This window comes from Neobacillus pocheonensis, from assembly GCF_050477905.1.
Lineage (GTDB): Bacteria > Bacillota > Bacilli > Bacillales > Cytobacillaceae > Neobacillus > Neobacillus pocheonensis_A.
On record NZ_JBCNAD010000018.1, the window covers coordinates 107,610 to 128,273 of the forward strand.

Consider the following 20,664-nt stretch of genomic DNA (forward strand, 5'->3'; position numbering starts at 1 on the left):
TCCTTAAAGCACCTTACTTAGGAACGCCTTGGTTCGCTCATGCTGAGGGTTACTGAAAAGTTCATTTGGTTTGTTTTCTTCTACAATATATCCCCCATCCATGAAAATGACTCGATCGCCAACTTCTCTAGCAAAGCCCATTTCATGGGTAACAACGACCATAGTCATCCCTTCTTTAGCGAGCTGTTTCATGACTTCCAAAACATCGCCAACCATTTCAGGGTCTAGTGCCGAGGTTGGCTCGTCAAATAGCATGATTTTCGGATTCATGGCCAGCGCTCTTGCTATCGCTACACGCTGTTTTTGTCCTCCGGAAAGTTCTCCTGGATAGCTGTTTGCTTTTTCACGAAGGCCCACTTTATCCAGTAATTCAAGTGCTAGTTTTTCCGCATCTGCTTTTTCTGTTCCGCGAATTTTTATAGGACCCATTGTGATATTTTCTAAAACCGTTTTATGCGGGAAGAGATTAAATTGCTGAAACACCATCCCAACTTCTTGTCGCACTTTGTTAATATTGATTTTAGAATCGGTTACATCATGTCCGTTAATCACTACCTCGCCACCTGATATTTCCTCCAGACGATTTAAGCAGCGCAAAAAGGTACTTTTTCCAGACCCGGATGGACCAATTACACAAACTACCTCTTGTTCTTTTATTTCAGCATTGATATCTTTTAGAACCTCAACGCTTCCAAACGATTTTCTTAAGTTTTTAACAGTTATGATACTCATCGAAGCTGAATCCTCCTTTCGATGAAATTAGCAAGCATGGTTAATAGATAAATAATAATAAAATAAATAACACCGACGGCCAGCCAAATTTTGAATGCTTCAAAGGTTGCCGAAGCTTGAATCTGTCCTTGTTGCGTTAAATCAGCGATTCCAATAACGGATAAAAGCGAAGTATCCTTTAAACTAATAATAGACTGGTTTGTAATGGTAGGAAGCATTCTTCTAAAAGCCTGCGGAAGCACCACATAGCGCATTGTTTGCGCGCCTGTAAATCCAATCGATCTTGCTGCTTCCGTTTGCCCCTTATCAATCGATTGAATTCCGGCCCTGATGATCTCAGCAAAATACGCCCCTGCATTAATGGCAACAGTGATGATTCCGGCTGTTGTGCTGTTCAGAGATACCAAATGAAGGGAATTTACACCGAAATAAATAAAAAACAACTGCACAATAAATGGTGTTCCTCGAATCGCGTCAACATAAATCTTTGCAATCCCATTCAAAATCTTTATCGGCGCCAATCGTAATAAGGCTACTACTAACCCAATTAAAAAACCTAGAATAATTGCTATTACAAATATATAAAGTGTTACTTGAAGTCCTTTTAATAACATAGGCAAAGCTGCAGAAATTATATCCATCCTTATCATCCCCTTTCAAAAAGAAAGCGCGCAATTAAGCGCGCCTTATCGTCACTTATCCATTACTCACCAAGATAAGTTTTAATGATTTTATCGTAAGTTCCATCTTTTTTAAGCTCAGCAAGACCTTTGTCAATTTTTTTCAAAAGATCCTGGTTTTGTCCTTTTAATACAGCAATTCCGTATTGGTCGCCATTTAAGCGATCACCGACGATTTTTAAGCCAAGGTCTTTTTGGGCAATAGCATAAGAGATTACAGGATAATCTTCAATAAGCGCATCAGCATTTCCATTTGATACTTCTTGGAACATAGCAGGACTATCGTTAAATTGAACTACAGTGATTCCAAGCTTAGCTGCATTATCCTGTGCATATTTAGCACCAGTAGTTCCTTTTTTAACAGCAATCTTTTTACCCTTTAGGTCATCAACAGATTTAATACTTGAATTATCTTTATTAACAACAACTGTTAACCCTGCATCAAAATAAGGTGTTGAGAAATCGACTACTTTCTTTCTTTCATCAGTAATACTCATACCGGCAATGGCAACATCTAATTGATTAGCTTGCATTGCTGGAATAATTCCACCAAAATCCATTGGAGAAAGTTCTATTTTAAAGCCCTGGTTTTTCGCAATTGCATTGATTAATTCAATATCAATTCCCTTATAATCGTTTCCTTCTTTAAATTCAAACGGAGGATAAGTTGTATCGACACCAACTTTATATACTTTGTCTTTGCTGCCTTTTTCTGTCTCCCCTGCTGTTTCTTTGCTTCCGCAAGCAGCAATAAAGATTGATAGAATCAGAAACAAGCTAAATAAACCCAATTTCTTCATTAAAATCACTCCTATATTTTGATTATTCTTTTTTACAGAATTTAACGAAAATCACAATATTTAATATAACATAATTATCAATCAATTAAAAAGGATTAATTATTGGAATATAAATTCTTTTAAGTAAATAAATATTAACATCACTCTTGTTTCAAGGGATTTTCTTGAATAAAAAATAAATTTATTTATCATTACTATTAGATATTAAAAAATAGAATAATATTGGTTTTTATCTTATTAAATCAAACTCCTATTCCAAACAAATGCCCTACTACTATAATGTATTAGGGCATTTGTTTTCTATTTCATTGTCTTTTTTCAGATACTGCTTTACATACCATATTGTACATTTCTTCAACACCTTTTTCAGAAGCCTCAAAGCTATAGGCATTTTCCATGTTAATTCCAAGACTGTCTGCTTCTTGTTCAGCATCAATATTTGCACCTAGAAAAATAAACTCCCAATTATACTTCTCCTGCTGGTGCTGGATTAACTCTTTCACTTTTTTATAGGTGAACTCACGGCTGGCATTTTCCAGACCGTCTGTAGTGATAACAAAAATGACTTTACCAGGCCTTTTTTCTTCATTTGTGTGTGACAATCGGTACCCAACATCCAATATTGTCTTCCCAACTGCATCCAGCAGGGCCGTACACCCTCTTACATAATAATCCTTATCAGTTAATCTAGCGTTTTTGGCATCGATACCATTCCATAAAATTTCATAGTGATCATCGAAAAGCACGGTTGTTACTATGGTCTCACCTTCTAATTGAATCTGTCTTTCAATAAAAGCATTAAAACCGCCAATCGTATCACTTTCAAGGCCTCCCATCGACCCGCTGCGATCTAGTAAAAAAATAATTTCTGTAAGATTCTTGTTCATTCCTATCATCCTTTCAATTTGTTTATACTATAATAATATTTGAGTTCAGCCATTATTTGGTCGCTTCGAAAGCGACATTCTTGGGGGTTTAGATATGCTTGATGGAAAGCTATTAATAGAATTGCAGGAGTATGTAGAACTTCACTTAAACACTCTGGTATTCAATATACGTAAATCCGAAAGCATGGAAGAAAGCATTTTTTCTGCAGACATCGAAGATTTTATTAAAATGAACCGGAAGCCAACCTTTAACCAAACATTGTTCCATTTAATCGATAAAAAAGGGGCCACTGACTCCAGTATCTACAAAAAAGCAGGAATTGACCGCAGGCATTTTTCCAAAATACGTTCGAATCCTGAATATCGGCCTGGGAAAAATACCGTGATTGCATTGGCGCTAGCGCTTGAGTTAAATAAAAGAGAATCCGATAAACTCTTAAGTTCTGCTGGCTACTCTTTGTCTGACAGTGAAACATTAGATTTAGTTATTCAATTCTGCCTCGAGAAGAAAATATTTGATATCCATTCGGTCAACCAAGCTTTGGACTATTTCAGTTTGAAGCCGTTGGTTGGCGTTTTAGAATAAAAAAGGGTCTAGCCTCCGTCGCTTTAACGCGATGATGGTCAGACCCCTTTCCTCTTAACTTAATTTTTCTACCTTCTTACTACTAAACCGTCATTTTCCAGTTTGATAAAGATAGCCAGTTTTCTTTTTCCTTATAATCAGGCATTATTTTTCCAACAAGGCGCCAAAAGGAACGGTCGTGATTCAGATGAACCATATGGCACATTTCATGAATGACTACATAGTCAATTACCTCACGGGGTGCCATTGCCAGCCTCCAATTAAATGTTAACTTCTGGTTTGAATCACAAGTTCCCCAGGTAGTTTTGCTATCCGAGATACGTACAGAACGCGGTTTTGTTTTAAAGTGGCTTTGATATGTGGTGATACTCTTCTCTACTAAGGCTTTGCACTGCTGATAATAGAACCGTTTTAGCGCTAGTTTTATTCTCTCATCCTCAAGCAGCTTCACATATATTTGTAACTTATCTTCCTCAAACACCACAAAGTCCTGTTCGATATTTTTGTCTTGAAAAATCTGTATAGGATAAGTGGATCCTAAATAAAGAAAGCCTTCGCCATGCTCATAGACCTTTTCCTGTGGACCTTGCAGCCTATCCTTCATTTCATTTAATTTTTGCTGAATAAGCTCCCATTTTTCCTCTAATAAATGAAGCACTCTTTCATCAGGTGTACCTTTCGGAGCCTGGACTTCAATATTTCCATAGTTATCTATCGTTATTCCGAATGAGGTTCGGTTTTTATATTTTATCTCAAATCGTATTGTCTTACCTGAGTAGGTATGTATCATGTCATCACCTGTAGAATCTTTAGATGCTGTTATCCCCTGTATTTGATAGCTAGTCCTTTTAAGAAGTTTCTGGCGAATTTATCTCCGCACTCTTTATAATTCTTATGCCCTTCTTTTCTTAATAAAGCGCCGAGTTCTCCTTTTGTTACCGTGATACCTGCCTTTTCGAATATATCCAGCATATCCTCAGTAGTTAATGCCAGCGCTATTTTTACTTTTTTCAACAAAAGATTATTAACATTTGAGGTTTTCTTTACAGTTGGTTCCTGTGTGTCCAGCTGTCCTGGTTTCGGCTCTTGTTTTCCTCTTTTAAAAATAATAAAGCCGTTCAAAAATGAATCAAACATAGCGTTATTACATTTTATTTGTTCGTCAAATTCACTTTCATCATCATCTGATTTTGTTAGAATCTTTATCACCTCAGGTACTGTTACTTCCTCCCCTCCAAGTTTAAAGATCTCTGACATTTCTTTATTTTTTATTTCCAAAGCATATCTCAATCGAATTAATATATCGTTGTTTTCCATCTATAATCCTCCTATGTACGCAGTCCATTTTTTGTTTTATCCTCAGTATTTTTTGAGATTAAATAAAATAAATACACTCTTTAATCTTGTGTAGGTGCTTTAAAACACGATTGAATATATTTAACAAACTTTCTTGCTGCTGGAGACATGTTCTTAAACGATGTAGCTGCGATACCAATGGAGCGATAATGATCTCCTTCGAGCCCCAGAATACGTACACTTTTTGGAACACGATTCACCACCATTTCAGGGAGAATACTTATCCCCATTCCATTTTGGACCATTGAAATGATGGCTTGATCATCTTCTAGCTCATATTTGATAGTGGCGGTAACATTGTTTTCTTTCAATATCCGTCTTACATCGTTATCACAACTGATCTTTGGCATGATAAACAGCTCATCTTTGATTTGTTCAAAACAAACCTCGCTTAGATGTGCGAGGTGGTGGCTGTCAGGGACGATGGTGACTATTTTATCTTTTTTGAGTGGAATCACTTCAAATGACTTCAAGGTGGGTAAAGAAAGAAAACCAAAATCAACCGCACCACTGGAAATCCAGTGTTCGATTTCATCATAATCCCCCTCCAACAGTTTAACTTCTATAGAAGGGTGGCTTTCATTAAAATGACTCATGAATTCAGGCAGCCACTGAATGGTTACACTTGAAAAGGTGCCAATCCTTACGGTTCCTACTTCTAGCCCATTGATGCCTGCAATTTGTTGCACCAATTGTTCGTTCCATTTTAAAACTTCACGGATATATTGCAAAACAAGTTCTCCGTTGCTTGTCAAATGGATCCCATTACGACCTCTGCTGAGAATAGAAAACCCCCATTCTGATTCCAAACTGGCAATGGCATGACTTACAGCAGATTGAGTTAAACCAAGCTTCACCGACGCTTCAGTCAAGCTCCCTAATTCTACCACAGTACTAAAAACCTCAAACTTTGCTAGAGACATTTTACTCACCCCTTACATGAATTTTTTTCAACCAAATTATTAATAACATTCATTTTTCTTATCTATAATTTACACGTATACTACAAAGTAAGCAATGTAAAAACATTATTAAATCTTTTAAAACAAAGGGAGCAGATATGAGCACTCAATTAAAAGCCAATCTAATGCTGTTAATCGTGACGATTTTTTGGGGTTCATCCTATCTGTTTATGAAAATGGGTCTCGTTTCCATCCCGGAATTTAACCTGATCGCATTACGTTTTGGTATTGCGTTTCTTTTAGCCGGAATTGTCTTTTACCGCCGCATTTTAAAGGCAGATTTCAAAACAATCAAATATGCATTTGTATTAGGAACTATTTTATTTTCAGTTTTTGCCTCGATTACTTATGGAATAAAAACTACATCTGCATCAAATGCTGGATTTTTGGTTAGCCTCACGGTCATATTTGTCCCACTGCTGTTAGCTGTCTTTTTTAAAAAGATGCCTGAAAAAAGGATTATTTTTGGGGTATCTTTAGCCTTAACAGGTATTGGCTTCTTAACTTTAAATCATCAATTTAAAATCAGTATTGGGGACTTTTTATGTATCCTAGGCGCACTATTTTATGCCATTCACATCATTGTTACTGGAAAATTAACGAAGAATGCCGATTCCATTACACTAGGAGTTCTTCAACTCGGCTTTACGGGAGCATGGGGGCTATTATTTTCAATCTTTTTGGAAACACCACGACTTCCAAGTACAACGGAGTCTTGGGTCTCTATTCTAGTATTAGGTGTACTTTGTAGTGCCATTGGATTTGTCACCCAAACCATCGCCCAAAAATATACCACTCCAACCCATACTGGGCTGCTATTCTCATTAGAACCCGTTTTTGCAGCAATTTTTGCGTTTGCTTTTGCAGGAGAAATCCTTACTACAAAAGGATACGTAGGCGCAAGTTTAGTATTATTAGGTGTATTTACTGCGGAGATTGACTTTAAAAAAGCGTCTATGAAAAAAGGTTACAATAAAATAAACCAAGGTTACTAACTAAATAGCTAGTAACCTTGGAATAGTTTACTCTACCAGGATTAGGCAACTTGAGTCTGGCACTCAATTTAGAATTTCTTTTACTTTTTCCTTCATTTCCTTGTACCGTTCATTTAAAAGTTCTAGGATCATGGTGTCAGTGCCAGATGTAAAATGCATAACGATGGCCTGTATTTCACGTTTAGTGAATCTGCCATAGTCATGTATTTTATATCCCCTGCCGTTAAGTTTAAACCTTACCATAAAACTGTCAGCTTTCCTATTCTCTCTCGGATAAGCTTGGACAAAATGAAGAACTGCCTCTTGGCATGTACAATCAGGATTCATACAATAAGAGTCAGCGATCAAAAATAATTTTCCCATATAAGCATGGTGGAGAAACTCGTTGTCTTGATCAGGGAAAACCTCTGAATAACAAACTGTGATGCTTTTAGCAATCTTACTCAGCACTGCATTCATAGTACCGCTCCTTTTTTATAACTTCGATAGAACTGACAACGTTCCCATTTATTCTAGTTATTAATGAATTTATGCGCTTCAGCATTTTAACAGGAAGTTATTATAAGTCGGCATGAGAGTGGGTTTAAAATGATGAAAATTGAGGGGAAAATTGCAGATTTAAAAGAAAGGAATTTAACATTCAAAATTAATTATATTTTTCTTGTTATTTCGACATTTTTCTACCTCCTTTTCGGTAAGATTATATCACACTACATTGCCTAATAATTTTGACTTTACTAAAAGTTTTCTACAATTATGTGAAAACACCGTTTCATTTAATTTCAAATCATATATACAAAATGCAGGCCCCTTATTTTGAGGGGCCTGCCTATTTTAATTTAATTTAATTATTTTGCCCGAGGCATTGATAAACCGCCATCATATCTCGTTTATTTAACTCTCGAATACGATTGAAAATGGGAATATCGACAACAGCCTCTGTAAGTAAGCTTTCATCCACAACATCTCTAACTTTGCCAGTTAGCCATGTTTCGACTGGTATGCCATCGACGATTTCCTTACGCCCTTCATCATTGATGCCACTCGCCTGACAACTCACACATGGTATCGTTAATTTAAACACGCCATCATGGAGATTCTCTTCTGTAATGACTTTTTTTCCTTTACAGAATGGACATGGATGACTTTTTATAATTTTATTAATTTGAGTGACTATTTTTTTATAACCAAATGCTTCATAAACATACGTTAGTTTTTTGTATTTTCCATTAGTAAAATACTTATCAATGATGGTTTCTCTCGTCTCATTGATATTAGGAAAATCACAGATGGTAATCTGATTATTGATGCTGATGGATTCGATCTTGTCTTTAATGCTGTCCCAAAATGGTAAGACATTTTGTAATACCATTTCATACCCAACAAAGCTTGCGAGTTCCAATTCAAACATTTTCAGAGCGACTTGTTTTTTTCTAGACAGCAGGGAGACATCTTCTGTCAAAGTCATATCGCCGCCAACAATAGATTTTAGCTTTACGAGTACAGGTAACTCACCAACTATTTGTAACACTTGATCAAGTGGCTGATTGATAATCTCGCGAATATCTGTGTCACCAAATTTAAGCTGTTTATGATGATTAAGTACAGTTCCATGACAAATCGGACAGGTAATCTTTTCCTTAGATGCTCTCATTTGCTCTTTAATCACCGATTTCGAAATGACCATATACATCCCAAGGATGGTATTAAAGCCTACCCAGGTCCTCTGTGTCTTACCTGCTTTATCATAGAATGTTCTTTCAAAATACCCGTACCAAAACGTATGCTTTTCTTCTTCTGACATCTCATTGTAGCTTTTCGTCAGATCATACCCTAGCTCATTCTTAATTTCCTCAAAGATAAATTCTAATTTTGGATATTGATAGTATTTTAAGACCTCCATCACATCTGGATGCAATAGGCCATCCCAGAATGGCACAGTCTTGTCCTGAATGACCAGATCTTTATCAAATATTTCAATCTTAAGGCGGCCTGAGCATGAAGGACAATGATTGTCCGATGAATAGAAATCAAAGCTTCTCGTATCTTTATTGGTCGGATGCGCCGCCACAATATGGTTGATCACGCCGCCTATTTCATAGAGAAAACTATATTGGCTATACAAATGCCTTTCCAGATCAATGGCAATGACGGGTGCGATGGTATCAGATTCGTATTCACCATATATCAAACGAGCCATTGATGATAAGCTTTTTAAGATGCCGCCCTTATAGATGTTTTCAGCATTTTTAAAGTAGTCAATATGATTTTCCTTTAGATAGGTAATGCCATTTTGCTGCTTGAGCGTAGAAGAAATAGGCGATGGACTAGCGATATCTTCCCCATTTTGAAGACGGTAATACTCATCATGACTGACAACATCAAGGTGCGTGACAGGTGCACTCTGTCTTTTACCAAAATCGACGATAAAATCAGAGTTTTCTAGCATATAAGAATTATGTTCAATCATTATAATGGAGACAGATTCATCTTGAAGAATGACCCTGACACTATCAATGAATTGGTTTAATATATTTTGTGATAAACCTTTTGAAGGCTCGTCAAAAATAAACAGCGTATGCGGGTTTCTTGAGTTCGCAAACAGCTCCGAAACTAGATGAACACATTGAAATTCACCAGTCGATAAGGTTTGTGTTTTTCTTTCTAACGTCAAATAACCGAGTCCAAGTTTGATCAATAAACTCAAGCGTTTATGAGCGATATCTTCATTTGGCAGTTCATCAATAATATCTTCAATCGAGCGCTGAAAAATATCATCAATATCTTCACTATATTTTGTGAGTTTCTTTTTAATATCAAGAAACGTCGCAACAGTTGACCGACTGGTGATCGATTGGTTTCGATCCTGCCCTACCATGACCAGTTTATCTTTTGGATAGCGCTTCAGAAAATCCTTAGAGATACACTCATTGACAAGGGTCGATTTACCACATCCAGACTCACCCGTAAAGGTAACAAGTCTATTTTTGGGAAGCCGAATTTCAGCCATTTGAATATTACGACAGTGAAGGTCCTTAAATTGATAGTATTCTGTTGGTATTGCCTGATTTCGTTCCCAGGGAATCGGTTTTGGACGCGGTGATTCTTCGACAATTTTTCCACCATATTTACCACTGCCAGGTCCAAAAAACAATTGATCATCCGAAGTATCAAGCACTGTGTCAGAATGATCGATGAGCCAAATTTGATTTTTATACCCTAATTGTTTAATCTGTTCTAAAATTTTCAATAGAGTTTGGTGGTCAAGACCAACAGAAATTTCATCAATGATAATAACCGTATTTTCACTTGTTGCCATGAATTCTGCCAAGTAAAGCCTTGTTAATTCCCCACCTGACAATGTACCCATAATGCGATTTAATGTTAAGTAACCAATATTCATATTGATAATATTTTTAAGTAAATGTTGTTTGGCTTCACTAATATGTAATTCCTCTGCAAGGGAAAAAATCAATTCAACGCTCAAGTTGTTGATATCGGATATACTATGTGGTTGACCCAATAATTCTATTCTTTTTTGCTCAACTTCTGGATTATAGCGCCTGCCCTCACATTTTTTACACTCAACATTTTTGGTAATACCGCGTCCTTTACAATCTGGACACCACCCCAACGGATTATTAAATGAAAAAACTTCTGGAGAAAGATTAAATTTTTCAGCAAGAGTAACACGAATCTCTGTAAACACGCCGGTATGGGTTCCTATTGTCGAACGTGGATTGGAAGAAATGGACGATCTTCCCAGAAAAAGTACAAGTGGCATTTCTTCCATCTTGATAGCACTAAAATTAGTTTCCATTATGTTAGGAAATAAATACTGATATTCAGCCTTAGGCAATAAGGAAACGAGACGCTTCTTGGATTCTTCACCAATAGTTTGACAAAAAGTGGTTTTACCAGACCCAGACAGGCCAGCAATACCTAACGATTTATCTTCAGGCAATTGGCAGTCTAAACGGTTAATATTATTGGCAATCAATTGATTTATTTTCATTGGATATCCTCCCCATTCTATAAAACTAGTATTGCCATGTTATCACAATTTCAAATGAATTTACCTGAGCTTTTTCGAATCAAAACGGCTCAGTCCTATACTGAGCCGTTTGCTTTTTCTATACGTTAGCTTAGGTTTGTTCTTACATTTCACCTAACAGTTTTTTAAGATCTTCGCCCATTTTCGCCCAACCATATTTCGCACCATTGAACGCTTGGTCTTCTTTTTCGAATCCTGCTTGTTCAAGATGTAAGGTGGTTGTTCCATCCTCTTCCTTCAATGTCCAAGTGACTGTAGTGTTTATCGGACCACCTACCCATGTGTAAGATAACTTATTAGGCTCGTCCACTACTAATACTTCACAATCTACAATTAGATTCCACTGCGGATTTCGGAATTGACATTTATGTCCTACGATTGGTTTAAAATCATTTTCCATTATCCATTTTGCAAGAGTATCCGAATCGGTTAATGCGTTCCACACCTTATTAATTGAATTTGAAAACTGAAAATCTAATGATACATCTGCCATTATTTATTCCTCCGCTAATAAATTTTTTAAAAGTAGCACTCTTTCATTCCAAAATTTCTCGTAAAAGGATACCCAATCTTTAATTTCCCTTAAGGGGGCTGCATTTAGTCGATACCTTGTTTCTCTACCCACTTTACGGTCGGCAACTAGACCAGCTTCTTTAAGGATAGCCAAATGTTTAGAAACAGCCGTACGACCCATTTGAAATTGAGCGGTTAATTCGTGAAGAGGCAGTTCTTCTGCCTCTGCCAACAAATGTAGCAATTTACGTCTTGTTGGGTCAGCGATGGCTACATAAACATCACGATCTTGATTGTTCTCGTTCAAAATCACTCCACCTTATAAATTGGACACCAATTAGTGTCCTTATTATATGACACTAATTGGTGTCCTGTCAAATTTCATTTTTGTCATAAAGTAACTATTCTATTCATAAATTAATTTTTCCCAATAAAAAAAGACGCCTTCTTACTTTAAGAAAAGCGCCATTTCTTACTTCTATCAAAATGCTATTAATCCACCGAAATCTTCACAACATTATCCAAATATTTTGTAGTAGTATATCCAAAAATCTCCAACCTCTTTGGAATCACTTTCTCTCCAGCGTTGTTACCTTGTAAAGTGAAGCTTTGAACTGTAGTGAAATAACGGGGCTGCTCGATTTCTTCATAGGAGACAGGGTTTTCATTCATATCGTATTCAATCCCGTTTTTATCAACCATCATTCCTTCAGAATTCATCTCCATCGAGCTAATTTCATTTTCATCCTTACCCACAATATTGAATTCAAGTGTCTCAAATGCTCGGTTCACAATTTCATGATTGCTTATGACTACATTAGTAGGCTGTCCAACTTCCACCTTGTCGATGGAGATTGTACTGCCTGCATATTCAAAGGTTTGGGGATATTTCTGTGATGCATCCAGTTCGATGTTTTTTTGGTCCTCAACCGTTAAATTAACAGACTCCAATTGAACGTTGACCTCTTTTGGTTTTTCTCCAAAAAGAGGGTCAAAGTGTGATTGAAAAGTAGTCCAATTTAAGTCTTGATGTGAATCCAGAATACATATCGGCTTTCAACTTTTTATTGTTCACTTCTAGATTGTCAAAATTAAGAACTTCTATCCGTTTCTCTGAAACTTCATTATTAATGCCAAATTGCAGAATCGTCTCAGTTGGAGCAATGATTAGTTTTTCAAATCGAACCGGGATCCCCTCGACTACTGTATTTTCATTCAATGCATATTCGACGGAAGGCTGTTTTGTTACAGGGATCTTGAAGCTCCACTCCCCCGTTTTCCCGTTTGCCGTAAAACCATTCTGATCAGAGGAATCACGAATCAATTTCTGAAGCTTTGTGATCTTAAGTTTGATTGTTCCATTTTCCGTTGTGAGTGGCCGCAGACTAATCTTCCCTTGATAAATGTTCTTTTCTTTGTTATTTACATCCGATTTATGGTCAGGAGGATAGTACCTTGGATTAGCTTCACGGCTCATGATTTCATATTCGTTCTCCACAGAAACCCCATCTTCATAATTCATCACATATTGGTTGTCTTTTTCTGTATCTTCTATTTCATAAAAAACAAGCGTCTGAACATCATCGGCAATCGCACTCTTAATCTTAATTTTCACCCCATCGCTTTCCGATTCCAGGTTCAGCCTTTCACCCAGATCCTGTTGCAAAAAGGCACGTAATTCCTGATTTTCTTCTGTCCATGTATAGTAGAGGTTGGTAAAAGACCCTGTAAAAGCTTCTATACTCATTAATAGTGCTAGAATACTTGCAAAAATAACTCCCAATCTTTTACGTTTCTTGTTCTTCAGTTGTCTGTGCTTTTCCTTTTCAGCGAGCCTAACTCTGACGTTCTCCATGAAATTAGTTGGCACATGGAGATCCGCCATCCTTTCAGTTAGATGTTTCATTTTTAACATGACATCCTGAAAGGCAGCCAAATCCTCCTGACAGTCTTGACAATGATAAATATGTATCTCGAAATCAATCTTTTTCGACCGATCCAAGGTTCTTTCTAAATAATCGATGTAATTCTTATAATACTCTTTACAACCATTAAAGGATGACCCGTACCCCATTACTTTTCTAAGTGACCGGATTCCAGTAAATAAATCCTCTTTCATCTTCTCCGCTGAAACTTGGAGAAGATGTGCGGCTTCCTCCTGAGAGATTCCCTTTCCATATATAAGGACCACCGCTTCTTTCTCGTACTCTTTCAATTGATTAAGTGCATTAAATAAATCCTGACTTGGTTCACTTTCCTCTGAAGCTTGTAAACTTCTATCTGCTGAAAGCTCTCGGCAGGTATGTATGAATATGGAGGTAACCCACATTTCGAATGATGTTTCTTTTTTAAATCGTGGCAATTCTTTATGGACTTTAATAATGGACCGATAAAAAAGCTCTTCCATTTGCTGCTGATTCTTAAGATAGGACCAACCAAGTGTATAAAACGATTGTATATGCTGATCGAACCAATCAACGATAGATTCCAGACCCTTTTCTTTTATTGTAGTGATTGAATTGGAATCTATTTTTGCTGAGATCATTTATGTGTTTCCCCCCCCCTTTTAACATTCTATTTATATTTAATGATATAAGATGGGCAAGGTATTTACAATATCAGGAAGCACAACTAGGACTTCGCTGCTTTTTAAACATTGAGAATTCACTATAATTCCCGGCTCCCCCAAATGGATAGAAGCAGGTATTCCCTTATAGGGAGCCTGCTTCTTCTTTTAAAACTATTTTCGATTTTACTTCAACGTGTGCGGAGTGTATGTGGCAACATATGGGACGCAGGTGAATAAATTGGTCGACTTCTTCTTAATTACCATCCAAGCCTCACAATCTTTTACGTATATCCACAAAAAAACATCTACATTTTTAGGTATGTAGATGCCGTGTATTATACCAATATTATTTATTTTTCCAATAAACATTTTCCCGCCTATGTTTTATACCGTCAATCCAAACGATAGGTTCCTCTTCATTAACTTCAAATACTAGCATAACCTGATAAAGTCCCAGCTTAACCCAATATCCTTCCAACATACCATTAAGTATTTTCTTTGCAGTAAGCATAGGCGTATATGATAATCGATTAAACGAGTCCAAAAAAATTCTTTCCTTTACATCTGAAGGGTATGCAAGAATATTACTCAATTCGTTTAATGCCGTTTGCGACCAAAAAACACTATATTCTTTGTCCTTGCTTAAGACTCTTCGAAACTTTTTCTAAGAAACTCAAGTCCCTGTTCTTTGCTGTAAAAAAGTCCATTTCTACGGTCCTCAAGGCTTTTTTGAACCTGACGTATAAGTTCCTCATCTTTTGCAAGATATTCAACTATCATCCCATTTAGTTTTTCTTTTTCCCGTTTCATGTTTAAGTATTCAATAAAATCATACACCTCAAGAGCATCTTGTTCAGGAATTTGATCAATCATTCGCTTTAATTCTTCGCGATTTACACTCAAACCTTTCACCGCCTTGTGGTTTTACTCATTCCATTATAGCATTGCATTAACTAAAGCTAATTATCTTTAATCAGCCGAATGGTTGCTTCCTATACTTGTTGATTATTCCTACTCAAATTTAAAGTAACTTGCTCACATGGACAGCTAGGACATTCAATACTACTTTAAAACCAATCTCTCTTATCACGGTAATTAGACTACCACCGACAGTGGAAGAATACTAATATTAAATAGGGACATGGATAGGTTTTATCGATAAGAAAATAAATGGTAAAATTTAGCAGGTGTTTTTTGGGGGATAAAAGAATTTCATAGGATTATCTGGAGATGGAATGCAAGTTGTTACATATGAAGGTAATTGCTACTATAGATTGTATTATACGGCAGCGGGATTAAAAAATTCAGCAAACAGTCTTAAAACATTAGCCAAAATACACTTTTACATTCCCTTCTATTTTTGCAGTTGCTAAACAATTTTGTATAAAAGTATGGATCTGTTTTTGATCCCAAGTCAAGGAATCACTATCTGACAGTGAATCACCATTTTTATAAAATTGCTTGTAGGCCCTCAAAGCCTTTTCAAATTGTTGTATCGAGAAGGTAGAGCTGTCGCCCGATCCACTAACTCCTGCATAGTAATTTTCTGCATCAAGTAAATTATACAATATGATAGCATTATAATTCCCCATGCTAAAACGAGCATAAGCAATTTCATTTCCTGCTTTATTGTATCCTGATATATCATGGCCCATTAAAAATCCTCCTTAAAATAATTTTACGTACCAGAAATATTTAGTCTTAGGAAACTTATAATGATAATTTGTTTACATGGTTTACCTATCCTTTCAGGCCTATTTTGTTTTATTAAACAATTTTTTGAAATAACATGGAAGAGATAAGTATTATTGTAGAAAAATGTAAGGATTTAACAAGGAAGTCGTCCAAAAACGATGTTTTGATGGAAAAAATGGTGGAGAAAAAAACGCCAAAATTTGAAAAAGTAACTATCTTTATTGTCATGTTTCCATTTTGCTACCTCCTACAGATAAAATAATATCACATTAGATTTCATGTAAATTTAGACTTTTCAAAAGCTTTTCTACAATTATGTGAACATATTAGTAAATCATTATAGTATGTTAAAAAGGCAACTCCCTAAGGGTTAGTTGCCTTCCTTGAAAATGAGCTGTACCACGCACTCCACATGTGTTGAGTGTATGTGGCAACACATGAGATGTTGGTGGGTTTAATTAATGAATAAATTATTGTATATATTCTGCCTATTTATGGTTGATCATTTTACACTAAAGCACCCGTTACTTTAAGTACATCACTTCACAATCTTGTGTTAGTGTTTCAACACCAACAAAAAAGAACCGACTTATATCGGTAAACAATTGCTTCCCCTTTAGCTTTTTTATGCCTATAGTCCCCGTTTAGTATTCTTAAAAATTTTAATAAGTTTGTCAGATGAATAAACAGATAGAGGGCAAACGACACATACTAATATAACAGCAAATATGACATCACGAAGCTTACTTAACGGAATATAGTGGTTACAAATATTTCTAAGAACATTAATGTAAAGGCAGAAAAATACTATTGATAAAAAAATAATTGAAAATTTATTTCTAATTCTCTTCATATATTCCCCCCACAGATATTGTTGTATTTGATATATATTCATTGATCTTGTTCAACTATCCTGCTTACGTTACTTCAATAAGAAAAAACGATCCTTCGTTATTGAAGCATCGCACCCGTTTGTTGAATAAACGGAATCCACTTCTGTAAATTACAATAAAATGGATTTACATTAGTGAAATATAAATAAATTTTATATGCTAGTTCGTTTCTACTTCTTTTCCGCCCCTTGATTTGTACAGTATTAATGAAATTCCTGATTCTGAATGAGGAAGATATTTAACTTTACAATAATAGTTTCCTTTATGAGCTTTATAATATGGGTTGTTACCGAACGTTATATTATGATTACGAAAATTAGCCTCTAAACTTCCACCTCCTCTTCCAGTCTCTATATCAATTTCACATTTTCCTTGATATATTTTTGTATGTTCAGACAATGCGTCAGGTAAATCTTGGACAAGATAAATAAAAGAAATACTAGAAAACAAAAAAACAAATATACCAACTAATATTCCGAATTTTTCCTTTAAGAATATTTGATACGATTTTCTATTTTGCGGAGTCTTTATATATTTCGATTTACCTCTTTTTTTCTCTTTTTCATGAAAAAAACAAATAGAAACTGGGATTACAATTATAAAAAATAAATACATAAATAAATTAAAAAAATAATCCGCCAATATTTACTACCCCCTTTCAAAACAAATTATTAACAAGATATATTCCATCTCTCTCATTTATATCCCTTCTTGCACTAAACTGCTTCGTTTGTACAACAAGAAAAAGGACCGCCGCGGCGGTCACCTTCTTTAACTCTTGCACCCTTTAGTTTAATAAGCCAATTTTAAAAAAATAACAAGTCTTTATGTTGTGTTTTACTTTTTACTTTTAAATATTTCTGGTTTTTCTACTTTTGAAGAAAGAATATGACCACATTCTGTACAAATTTCTGAAACGATTATAGAGGCTTTGAAAAGACTCGCCATAGGATACATAGCTGCTTGCCCTGTCTGCCTTCCTTTTGCAATCTCATTACACCCACAAATTGGACAAATATTAACATTTTCCATTATATACCTCCTATCTATAATTTACGGTCCAAAAATCCCAAAAATTGAAAACCATAATATTGGGATAACTAAAAAGAAATTAAAACATATTCCTACAATGCAACAAATTTTTCCTGCTTTTACATAACCTAACGTTTGAGCATTTTGATTATGAATATCTTTTCCTTTTATACCTACTCGTGAGAAATAAAGACCTATAATTGCAAGAACTAAACCAATACTTAGCACACCAAAATATAATACAGGGTTTTGGTAAAGTAAATTTGCTAGAACTGGCACAGCTGGAGCACAAACAATCGATAATATCCCTAATATGAGGCAAATAAAGGATTTATTAGCACTTTGCATTTTAAGCCTCCTATAAGTCTGATTTACTTCGCATCTACACCTATATATCAGATTATTCCATTGTACCCTTTCAGATTCCTTCTTCCACTAAACAGCTACCGTTAGCGGAACTAGAAAAAAGGGCTGCCGTAGCAACCCAATCTTAAACTCTTGCACCCCGTTACTTGAATAAAAAAAAGGCTTTCCTTCGTTATTGAAGCATCGTAATTTTTTTTTTGTTAATAACTGTTAGGTCAATTTTTTTTCTAAATAATACTGGTTATATCCTTTTGGGTGATCTTCAACTTTTCCAACAATCTTATATCCACATTTCTGATAAAAGTCTGGTGCCTGGAAGCTAAAGGTATCTAATAATATTAACCTACAATTATTTTCTATTGCCGTTTTTTCAATATGATTTAATAACTCTTTTCCATATCCTTTTCCTCTTAACGAATTATCAACCCATAGATACTCAATATGTAGATGGTACCAGACAATCGTTCCAGTAATCCCCCCAACAATTTGTCCCTCATCATTTCTAAGCACGGAGCTAACTTTCATTGATGGCTGTTTTACTTCATCAGGTAGTAACGAAAGGTTGTATTCAATTACCTTTTTTCGTATATAATCACTATCTTCTTGAATCCACTGCTTATAAATTTGCATCCTTTTCCTCCTTTATTTAATATCCATATTATAATTTAAACCCTTTCTACTGATGGTATTTTGTATAAAAAACTTAAAATATTCCAATTTCTTATTAAACTATCCTGCCAGTTAGTTTAAGTGAAAAATTTCACAAGTCTATTTTTAACTGAAATCATATTCCATGTAATGGTTTGCGGTTTACCTGGCAGTACGTTCGTAGGGTGAGAAGTCGGGATTTAGTCTCCCCCCTATTTAACCCCCATTGTTTGAAGGGATTCCTAATACACCCTCCACACTTGAAGAAAGTACAAATGAATAAGCTAATTTTACCCAGGATAACCTCATTTGTTAATTTAAATTAGGTTTCCATTATTCCAGCTTCCAATGGTACACAAACAATTGATGTTTTTTATCTTTTTCATTATTCACCTTCTGTACCCTTTGATTAAAATAAGAAAAGGAATAAAGGCAAAGGGAAGTGCTTAAGCCCCGTTTGCCTTCCTAATGAAATTTAGTATAATTGACCTTTTACTCGTGCTTTAAAGGTTGGCGGATCATTATCTTTTTGAAAGAAAGCCGGTGTATACACACCTGAGAACTTTTTATAATTACGTAATGGTGTATAAAAATCTTGAACTAGGGAACTATTAAATCTGCCAGGTTCAGGTACTACTAAAATATCCCATTGGCATCCTTCAGCACGATAATATTGATTTATTTCTGCAATCAGACCAAGCTCACTATCTGATAAATAGACCAGATGTTTTTTCTTGGATTCTAAAAGGGACTCCTGAACCCAACGTGCTAAATACAATTGACCAGTTAATTTGGAAAGAGCCAAGTAATTTCTTGGAGACATTCCATCGAGCGGCTCTATCCCTACTTTTGGTAAATCTTCTCTTATCGATTCAGTTTCAAGTAATCCATTCAATAATGGACTTAGCGGGGTCATAAATACTTCTTCAAAACGATTGATTGTTGATTTAAGTGCTTTCATTTGTATATCCATTTGTACACTTGTTTGTAAAAGTTTAACACTGGATATGGTTAACTCATCTTTTGCCTCTTGTAATTCTTTGTACGAATGATTTAATTGAGCTTTTTCTTCTTTTAATTCTTCAAATGAATCAGCTAATTGAGCTTTTTCTTCTTTTAATTCTTCATATGAATCAGCTAATTGAGTTTTTTCTTCTTTTAATTCTTCATATGAGTCAGCTAATTGAGCCTTTTCTTCTTTTAGTTCTTCATATGAACTTGCTAATTGAGCATTTTTTTCTTTTACATCATCATATGAGTCAGCTAGTTGAGTATATTTTTCTTTTACATCATCATATGAATCAGCTAATTGAGTTTTTTCTTCTTTTAATTCTTCATATGAGTCAGCTAATTGAGCCTTTTCTTCTTTTAGTTCTTCATATGAACTTGCTAATCGCCTTTTTTCTTCTTTTAACTCTTCATATATTGCTGCTATTTGAGCATTTTCTTTTCTTAGTTGTTCGTATAGTCCATTTAGTTGGGCATTTTTATTTTGTAGTTCTTTATAAAATAATAGGTTTCTCTCAAATTCTAATTCCTGAAACCTATTAACAAGATCAGTTTTTTCAGTTAAAAAATTTGTTATAGGTAAATTTTCATTACCAATTTTTTGTATTAGACTCTGAATCTCTTGGTGCAATTCCTGTTGAAATTCCTGTGTGGACTCCATCATGGAACCCCAATACTTCATGATGGATGAGTACGATTCATTGGTATGATCCATTTGTTTACCCCCTTATCAACAATTTCATTGCCTTCTATTTTTATTTTCTGGTATTTCATCTGCTTTTATAAAAACTATTCAATCACATTTTCCTCAACAGCAACGAGTCCATAAGAAGAAACTTTGTTAATTTCAACCTCGGAAAATAGACTCCTAATGAGTGAAATGATTCC

General features: G+C 35.3%; 23 protein-coding genes. 2 read left to right on the forward strand and 21 right to left on the reverse strand.

Translation table 11 applies throughout. The features are described from left to right. Nucleotides 1-3 precede the first annotated feature (3 nt). The 4 genes from ABES02_RS09140 to ABES02_RS09155 form a co-directional block, all read right to left on the reverse strand. Complete coding sequence (locus tag ABES02_RS09140) at nt 4-732, reverse strand: amino acid ABC transporter ATP-binding protein (protein WP_430133255.1); 729 nt, start codon at nt 730-732, stop codon at nt 4-6. Next, entirely contained in the window at nt 729-1,373 is a 645-nt protein-coding gene (locus ABES02_RS09145) for an amino acid ABC transporter permease (RefSeq protein WP_430133258.1), read from the reverse strand. Before ABES02_RS09145 ends, ABES02_RS09140 begins: the two co-directional genes overlap by 4 nt. Before the next feature lie 62 nt (nt 1,374-1,435). After that, nucleotides 1,436-2,212 carry a transporter substrate-binding domain-containing protein gene (locus ABES02_RS09150; RefSeq protein WP_430133261.1) on the reverse strand — a complete coding sequence of 259 codons (777 nt, stop codon included), beginning with the start codon at nt 2,210-2,212 and terminating at the stop codon, nt 1,436-1,438. A gap of 305 nt (nt 2,213-2,517) precedes the next feature. Continuing rightward, the gene (locus ABES02_RS09155) at nt 2,518-3,099 is read right to left on the reverse strand and encodes a vWA domain-containing protein (RefSeq protein ID WP_430133264.1); all 582 of its coding nucleotides are present in this window, start codon (nt 3,097-3,099) and stop codon (nt 2,518-2,520) included. A 94-nt stretch (nt 3,100-3,193) separates the two neighbouring features. Between ABES02_RS09155 and ABES02_RS09160 the strand changes: the two genes are divergently transcribed. Next, the gene (locus ABES02_RS09160) at nt 3,194-3,685 is read left to right on the forward strand and encodes a hypothetical protein (RefSeq protein ID WP_430133267.1); all 492 of its coding nucleotides are present in this window, start codon (nt 3,194-3,196) and stop codon (nt 3,683-3,685) included. An 82-nt stretch (nt 3,686-3,767) separates the two neighbouring features. Here the strand turns inward: ABES02_RS09160 and ABES02_RS09165 are convergent, their stop codons facing one another. The 3 genes from ABES02_RS09165 to ABES02_RS09175 all read right to left on the reverse strand — a co-directional run bounded on the left by ABES02_RS09165 (nt 3,768) and on the right by ABES02_RS09175 (nt 5,964). Beyond that, nucleotides 3,768-4,475, reverse strand: coding sequence for a M48 family metallopeptidase (locus ABES02_RS09165; protein ID WP_430133270.1), 708 nt, complete (start codon nt 4,473-4,475; stop codon nt 3,768-3,770). 29 nt (nt 4,476-4,504) lie between these two features. Next, nucleotides 4,505-5,002 carry a DUF1456 family protein gene (locus ABES02_RS09170; protein WP_430133273.1) on the reverse strand — a complete coding sequence of 166 codons (498 nt, stop codon included), beginning with the start codon at nt 5,000-5,002 and terminating at the stop codon, nt 4,505-4,507. Between the two features lie 80 nt (nt 5,003-5,082). After that, nucleotides 5,083-5,964, reverse strand: a complete 882-nt coding sequence (locus tag ABES02_RS09175) for a LysR family transcriptional regulator (RefSeq protein WP_430133276.1) — start codon at nt 5,962-5,964, stop codon at nt 5,083-5,085. A 137-nt stretch (nt 5,965-6,101) separates the two neighbouring features. On the opposite strand from ABES02_RS09175, the gene ABES02_RS09180 reads away from it, so the two are divergent. Continuing rightward, the gene (locus ABES02_RS09180) at nt 6,102-6,998 is read left to right on the forward strand and encodes a DMT family transporter (protein ID WP_430133279.1); all 897 of its coding nucleotides are present in this window, start codon (nt 6,102-6,104) and stop codon (nt 6,996-6,998) included. Nucleotides 6,999-7,061: 63 nt separating this feature from the next. Here ABES02_RS09180 and ABES02_RS09185 read toward each other — a convergent pair whose 3' ends face one another. The 14 genes from ABES02_RS09185 to ABES02_RS09250 form a co-directional block, all read right to left on the reverse strand. Then, nucleotides 7,062-7,457 (reverse strand): hypothetical protein, encoded by a 396-nt coding sequence (locus ABES02_RS09185; RefSeq protein ID WP_430133282.1) that lies wholly within the window; start codon nt 7,455-7,457, stop codon nt 7,062-7,064. A gap of 385 nt (nt 7,458-7,842) precedes the next feature. Continuing rightward, the gene (locus ABES02_RS09190) at nt 7,843-11,013 is read right to left on the reverse strand and encodes an ATP-binding cassette domain-containing protein (RefSeq protein WP_430133285.1); all 3,171 of its coding nucleotides are present in this window, start codon (nt 11,011-11,013) and stop codon (nt 7,843-7,845) included. A 142-nt stretch (nt 11,014-11,155) separates the two neighbouring features. Then, nucleotides 11,156-11,545: an SRPBCC family protein gene (locus ABES02_RS09195; protein WP_430133287.1), complete on the reverse strand. Its 390-nt coding sequence runs from the start codon at nt 11,543-11,545 to the stop codon at nt 11,156-11,158. 3 nt (nt 11,546-11,548) lie between these two features. After that, a complete protein-coding gene (locus ABES02_RS09200) occupies nt 11,549-11,872 on the reverse strand; it encodes an ArsR/SmtB family transcription factor (RefSeq protein WP_430133290.1) in 324 nt (107 codons plus the stop codon). 185 nt (nt 11,873-12,057) lie between these two features. Then, nucleotides 12,058-12,516: a hypothetical protein gene (locus tag ABES02_RS09205; protein ID WP_430133293.1), complete on the reverse strand. Its 459-nt coding sequence runs from the start codon at nt 12,514-12,516 to the stop codon at nt 12,058-12,060. 40 nt (nt 12,517-12,556) lie between these two features. Next, entirely contained in the window at nt 12,557-14,110 is a 1,554-nt protein-coding gene (locus tag ABES02_RS09210) for a sigma-70 family RNA polymerase sigma factor (RefSeq protein ID WP_430133295.1), read from the reverse strand. A 370-nt stretch (nt 14,111-14,480) separates the two neighbouring features. After that, on the reverse strand, nt 14,481-14,678 hold the full coding sequence (locus ABES02_RS09215) for a type II toxin-antitoxin system RelE family toxin (protein WP_430133298.1): 198 nt from the start codon (nt 14,676-14,678) through the stop codon (nt 14,481-14,483). 98 nt (nt 14,679-14,776) lie between these two features. Next, nucleotides 14,777-15,037, reverse strand: coding sequence for a hypothetical protein (locus ABES02_RS09220; RefSeq protein WP_430133300.1), 261 nt, complete (start codon nt 15,035-15,037; stop codon nt 14,777-14,779). 422 nt (nt 15,038-15,459) lie between these two features. Continuing rightward, entirely contained in the window at nt 15,460-15,789 is a 330-nt protein-coding gene (locus ABES02_RS09225; protein WP_430133302.1) for a hypothetical protein, read from the reverse strand. Nucleotides 15,790-16,881: 1,092 nt separating this feature from the next. Continuing rightward, complete coding sequence (locus ABES02_RS09230) at nt 16,882-17,364, reverse strand: hypothetical protein (RefSeq protein ID WP_430133305.1); 483 nt, start codon at nt 17,362-17,364, stop codon at nt 16,882-16,884. A gap of 195 nt (nt 17,365-17,559) precedes the next feature. Beyond that, complete coding sequence (locus ABES02_RS09235) at nt 17,560-17,754, reverse strand: transcription initiation factor TFIIIB (RefSeq protein ID WP_430133308.1); 195 nt, start codon at nt 17,752-17,754, stop codon at nt 17,560-17,562. Between the two features lie 21 nt (nt 17,755-17,775). Continuing rightward, entirely contained in the window at nt 17,776-18,102 is a 327-nt protein-coding gene (locus ABES02_RS09240) for a hypothetical protein (RefSeq protein ID WP_430133310.1), read from the reverse strand. Between the two features lie 228 nt (nt 18,103-18,330). Next, nucleotides 18,331-18,750 carry a GNAT family N-acetyltransferase gene (locus ABES02_RS09245; protein ID WP_430133312.1) on the reverse strand — a complete coding sequence of 140 codons (420 nt, stop codon included), beginning with the start codon at nt 18,748-18,750 and terminating at the stop codon, nt 18,331-18,333. Between the two features lie 493 nt (nt 18,751-19,243). Further along, nucleotides 19,244-20,491 (reverse strand): hypothetical protein, encoded by a 1,248-nt coding sequence (locus ABES02_RS09250; RefSeq protein ID WP_430133315.1) that lies wholly within the window; start codon nt 20,489-20,491, stop codon nt 19,244-19,246. Nucleotides 20,492-20,664: the final 173 nt, after the last annotated feature.

Bases quoted from the DNA above. Each gene is read 5' to 3' on its own strand.
- ABES02_RS09190 (WP_430133285.1), bottom strand. From the start codon at position 11,013: ATGAAAATAAATCAATTGATTGCCAATAATATTAACCGTTTAGACTGC.
- ABES02_RS09225 (WP_430133302.1), bottom strand. From the start codon at position 15,789: ATGGGCCATGATATATCAGGATACAATAAAGCAGGAAATGAAATTGCT.
- ABES02_RS09235 (WP_430133308.1), bottom strand. From the start codon at position 17,754: ATGGAAAATGTTAATATTTGTCCAATTTGTGGGTGTAATGAGATTGCA.
- ABES02_RS09165 (WP_430133270.1), bottom strand. From the start codon at position 4,475: ATGATACATACCTACTCAGGTAAGACAATACGATTTGAGATAAAATAT.
- ABES02_RS09145 (WP_430133258.1), bottom strand. From the start codon at position 1,373: ATGGATATAATTTCTGCAGCTTTGCCTATGTTATTAAAAGGACTTCAA.
- ABES02_RS09195 (WP_430133287.1), bottom strand. From the start codon at position 11,545: ATGGCAGATGTATCATTAGATTTTCAGTTTTCAAATTCAATTAATAAG.
- ABES02_RS09245 (WP_430133312.1), bottom strand. From the start codon at position 18,750: ATGCAAATTTATAAGCAGTGGATTCAAGAAGATAGTGATTATATACGA.
- ABES02_RS09185 (WP_430133282.1), bottom strand. From the start codon at position 7,457: ATGAATGCAGTGCTGAGTAAGATTGCTAAAAGCATCACAGTTTGTTAT.
- ABES02_RS09140 (WP_430133255.1), bottom strand. From the start codon at position 732: ATGAGTATCATAACTGTTAAAAACTTAAGAAAATCGTTTGGAAGCGTT.
- ABES02_RS09180 (WP_430133279.1), top strand. From the start codon at position 6,102: ATGAGCACTCAATTAAAAGCCAATCTAATGCTGTTAATCGTGACGATT.
- ABES02_RS09250 (WP_430133315.1), bottom strand. From the start codon at position 20,491: ATGGATCATACCAATGAATCGTACTCATCCATCATGAAGTATTGGGGT.
- ABES02_RS09240 (WP_430133310.1), bottom strand. From the start codon at position 18,102: ATGCAAAGTGCTAATAAATCCTTTATTTGCCTCATATTAGGGATATTA.
- ABES02_RS09160 (WP_430133267.1), top strand. From the start codon at position 3,194: ATGCTTGATGGAAAGCTATTAATAGAATTGCAGGAGTATGTAGAACTT.
- ABES02_RS09175 (WP_430133276.1), bottom strand. From the start codon at position 5,964: ATGTCTCTAGCAAAGTTTGAGGTTTTTAGTACTGTGGTAGAATTAGGG.
- ABES02_RS09210 (WP_430133295.1), bottom strand. From the start codon at position 14,110: ATGATCTCAGCAAAAATAGATTCCAATTCAATCACTACAATAAAAGAA.
- ABES02_RS09170 (WP_430133273.1), bottom strand. From the start codon at position 5,002: ATGGAAAACAACGATATATTAATTCGATTGAGATATGCTTTGGAAATA.
- ABES02_RS09155 (WP_430133264.1), bottom strand. From the start codon at position 3,099: ATGAACAAGAATCTTACAGAAATTATTTTTTTACTAGATCGCAGCGGG.
- ABES02_RS09150 (WP_430133261.1), bottom strand. From the start codon at position 2,212: ATGAAGAAATTGGGTTTATTTAGCTTGTTTCTGATTCTATCAATCTTT.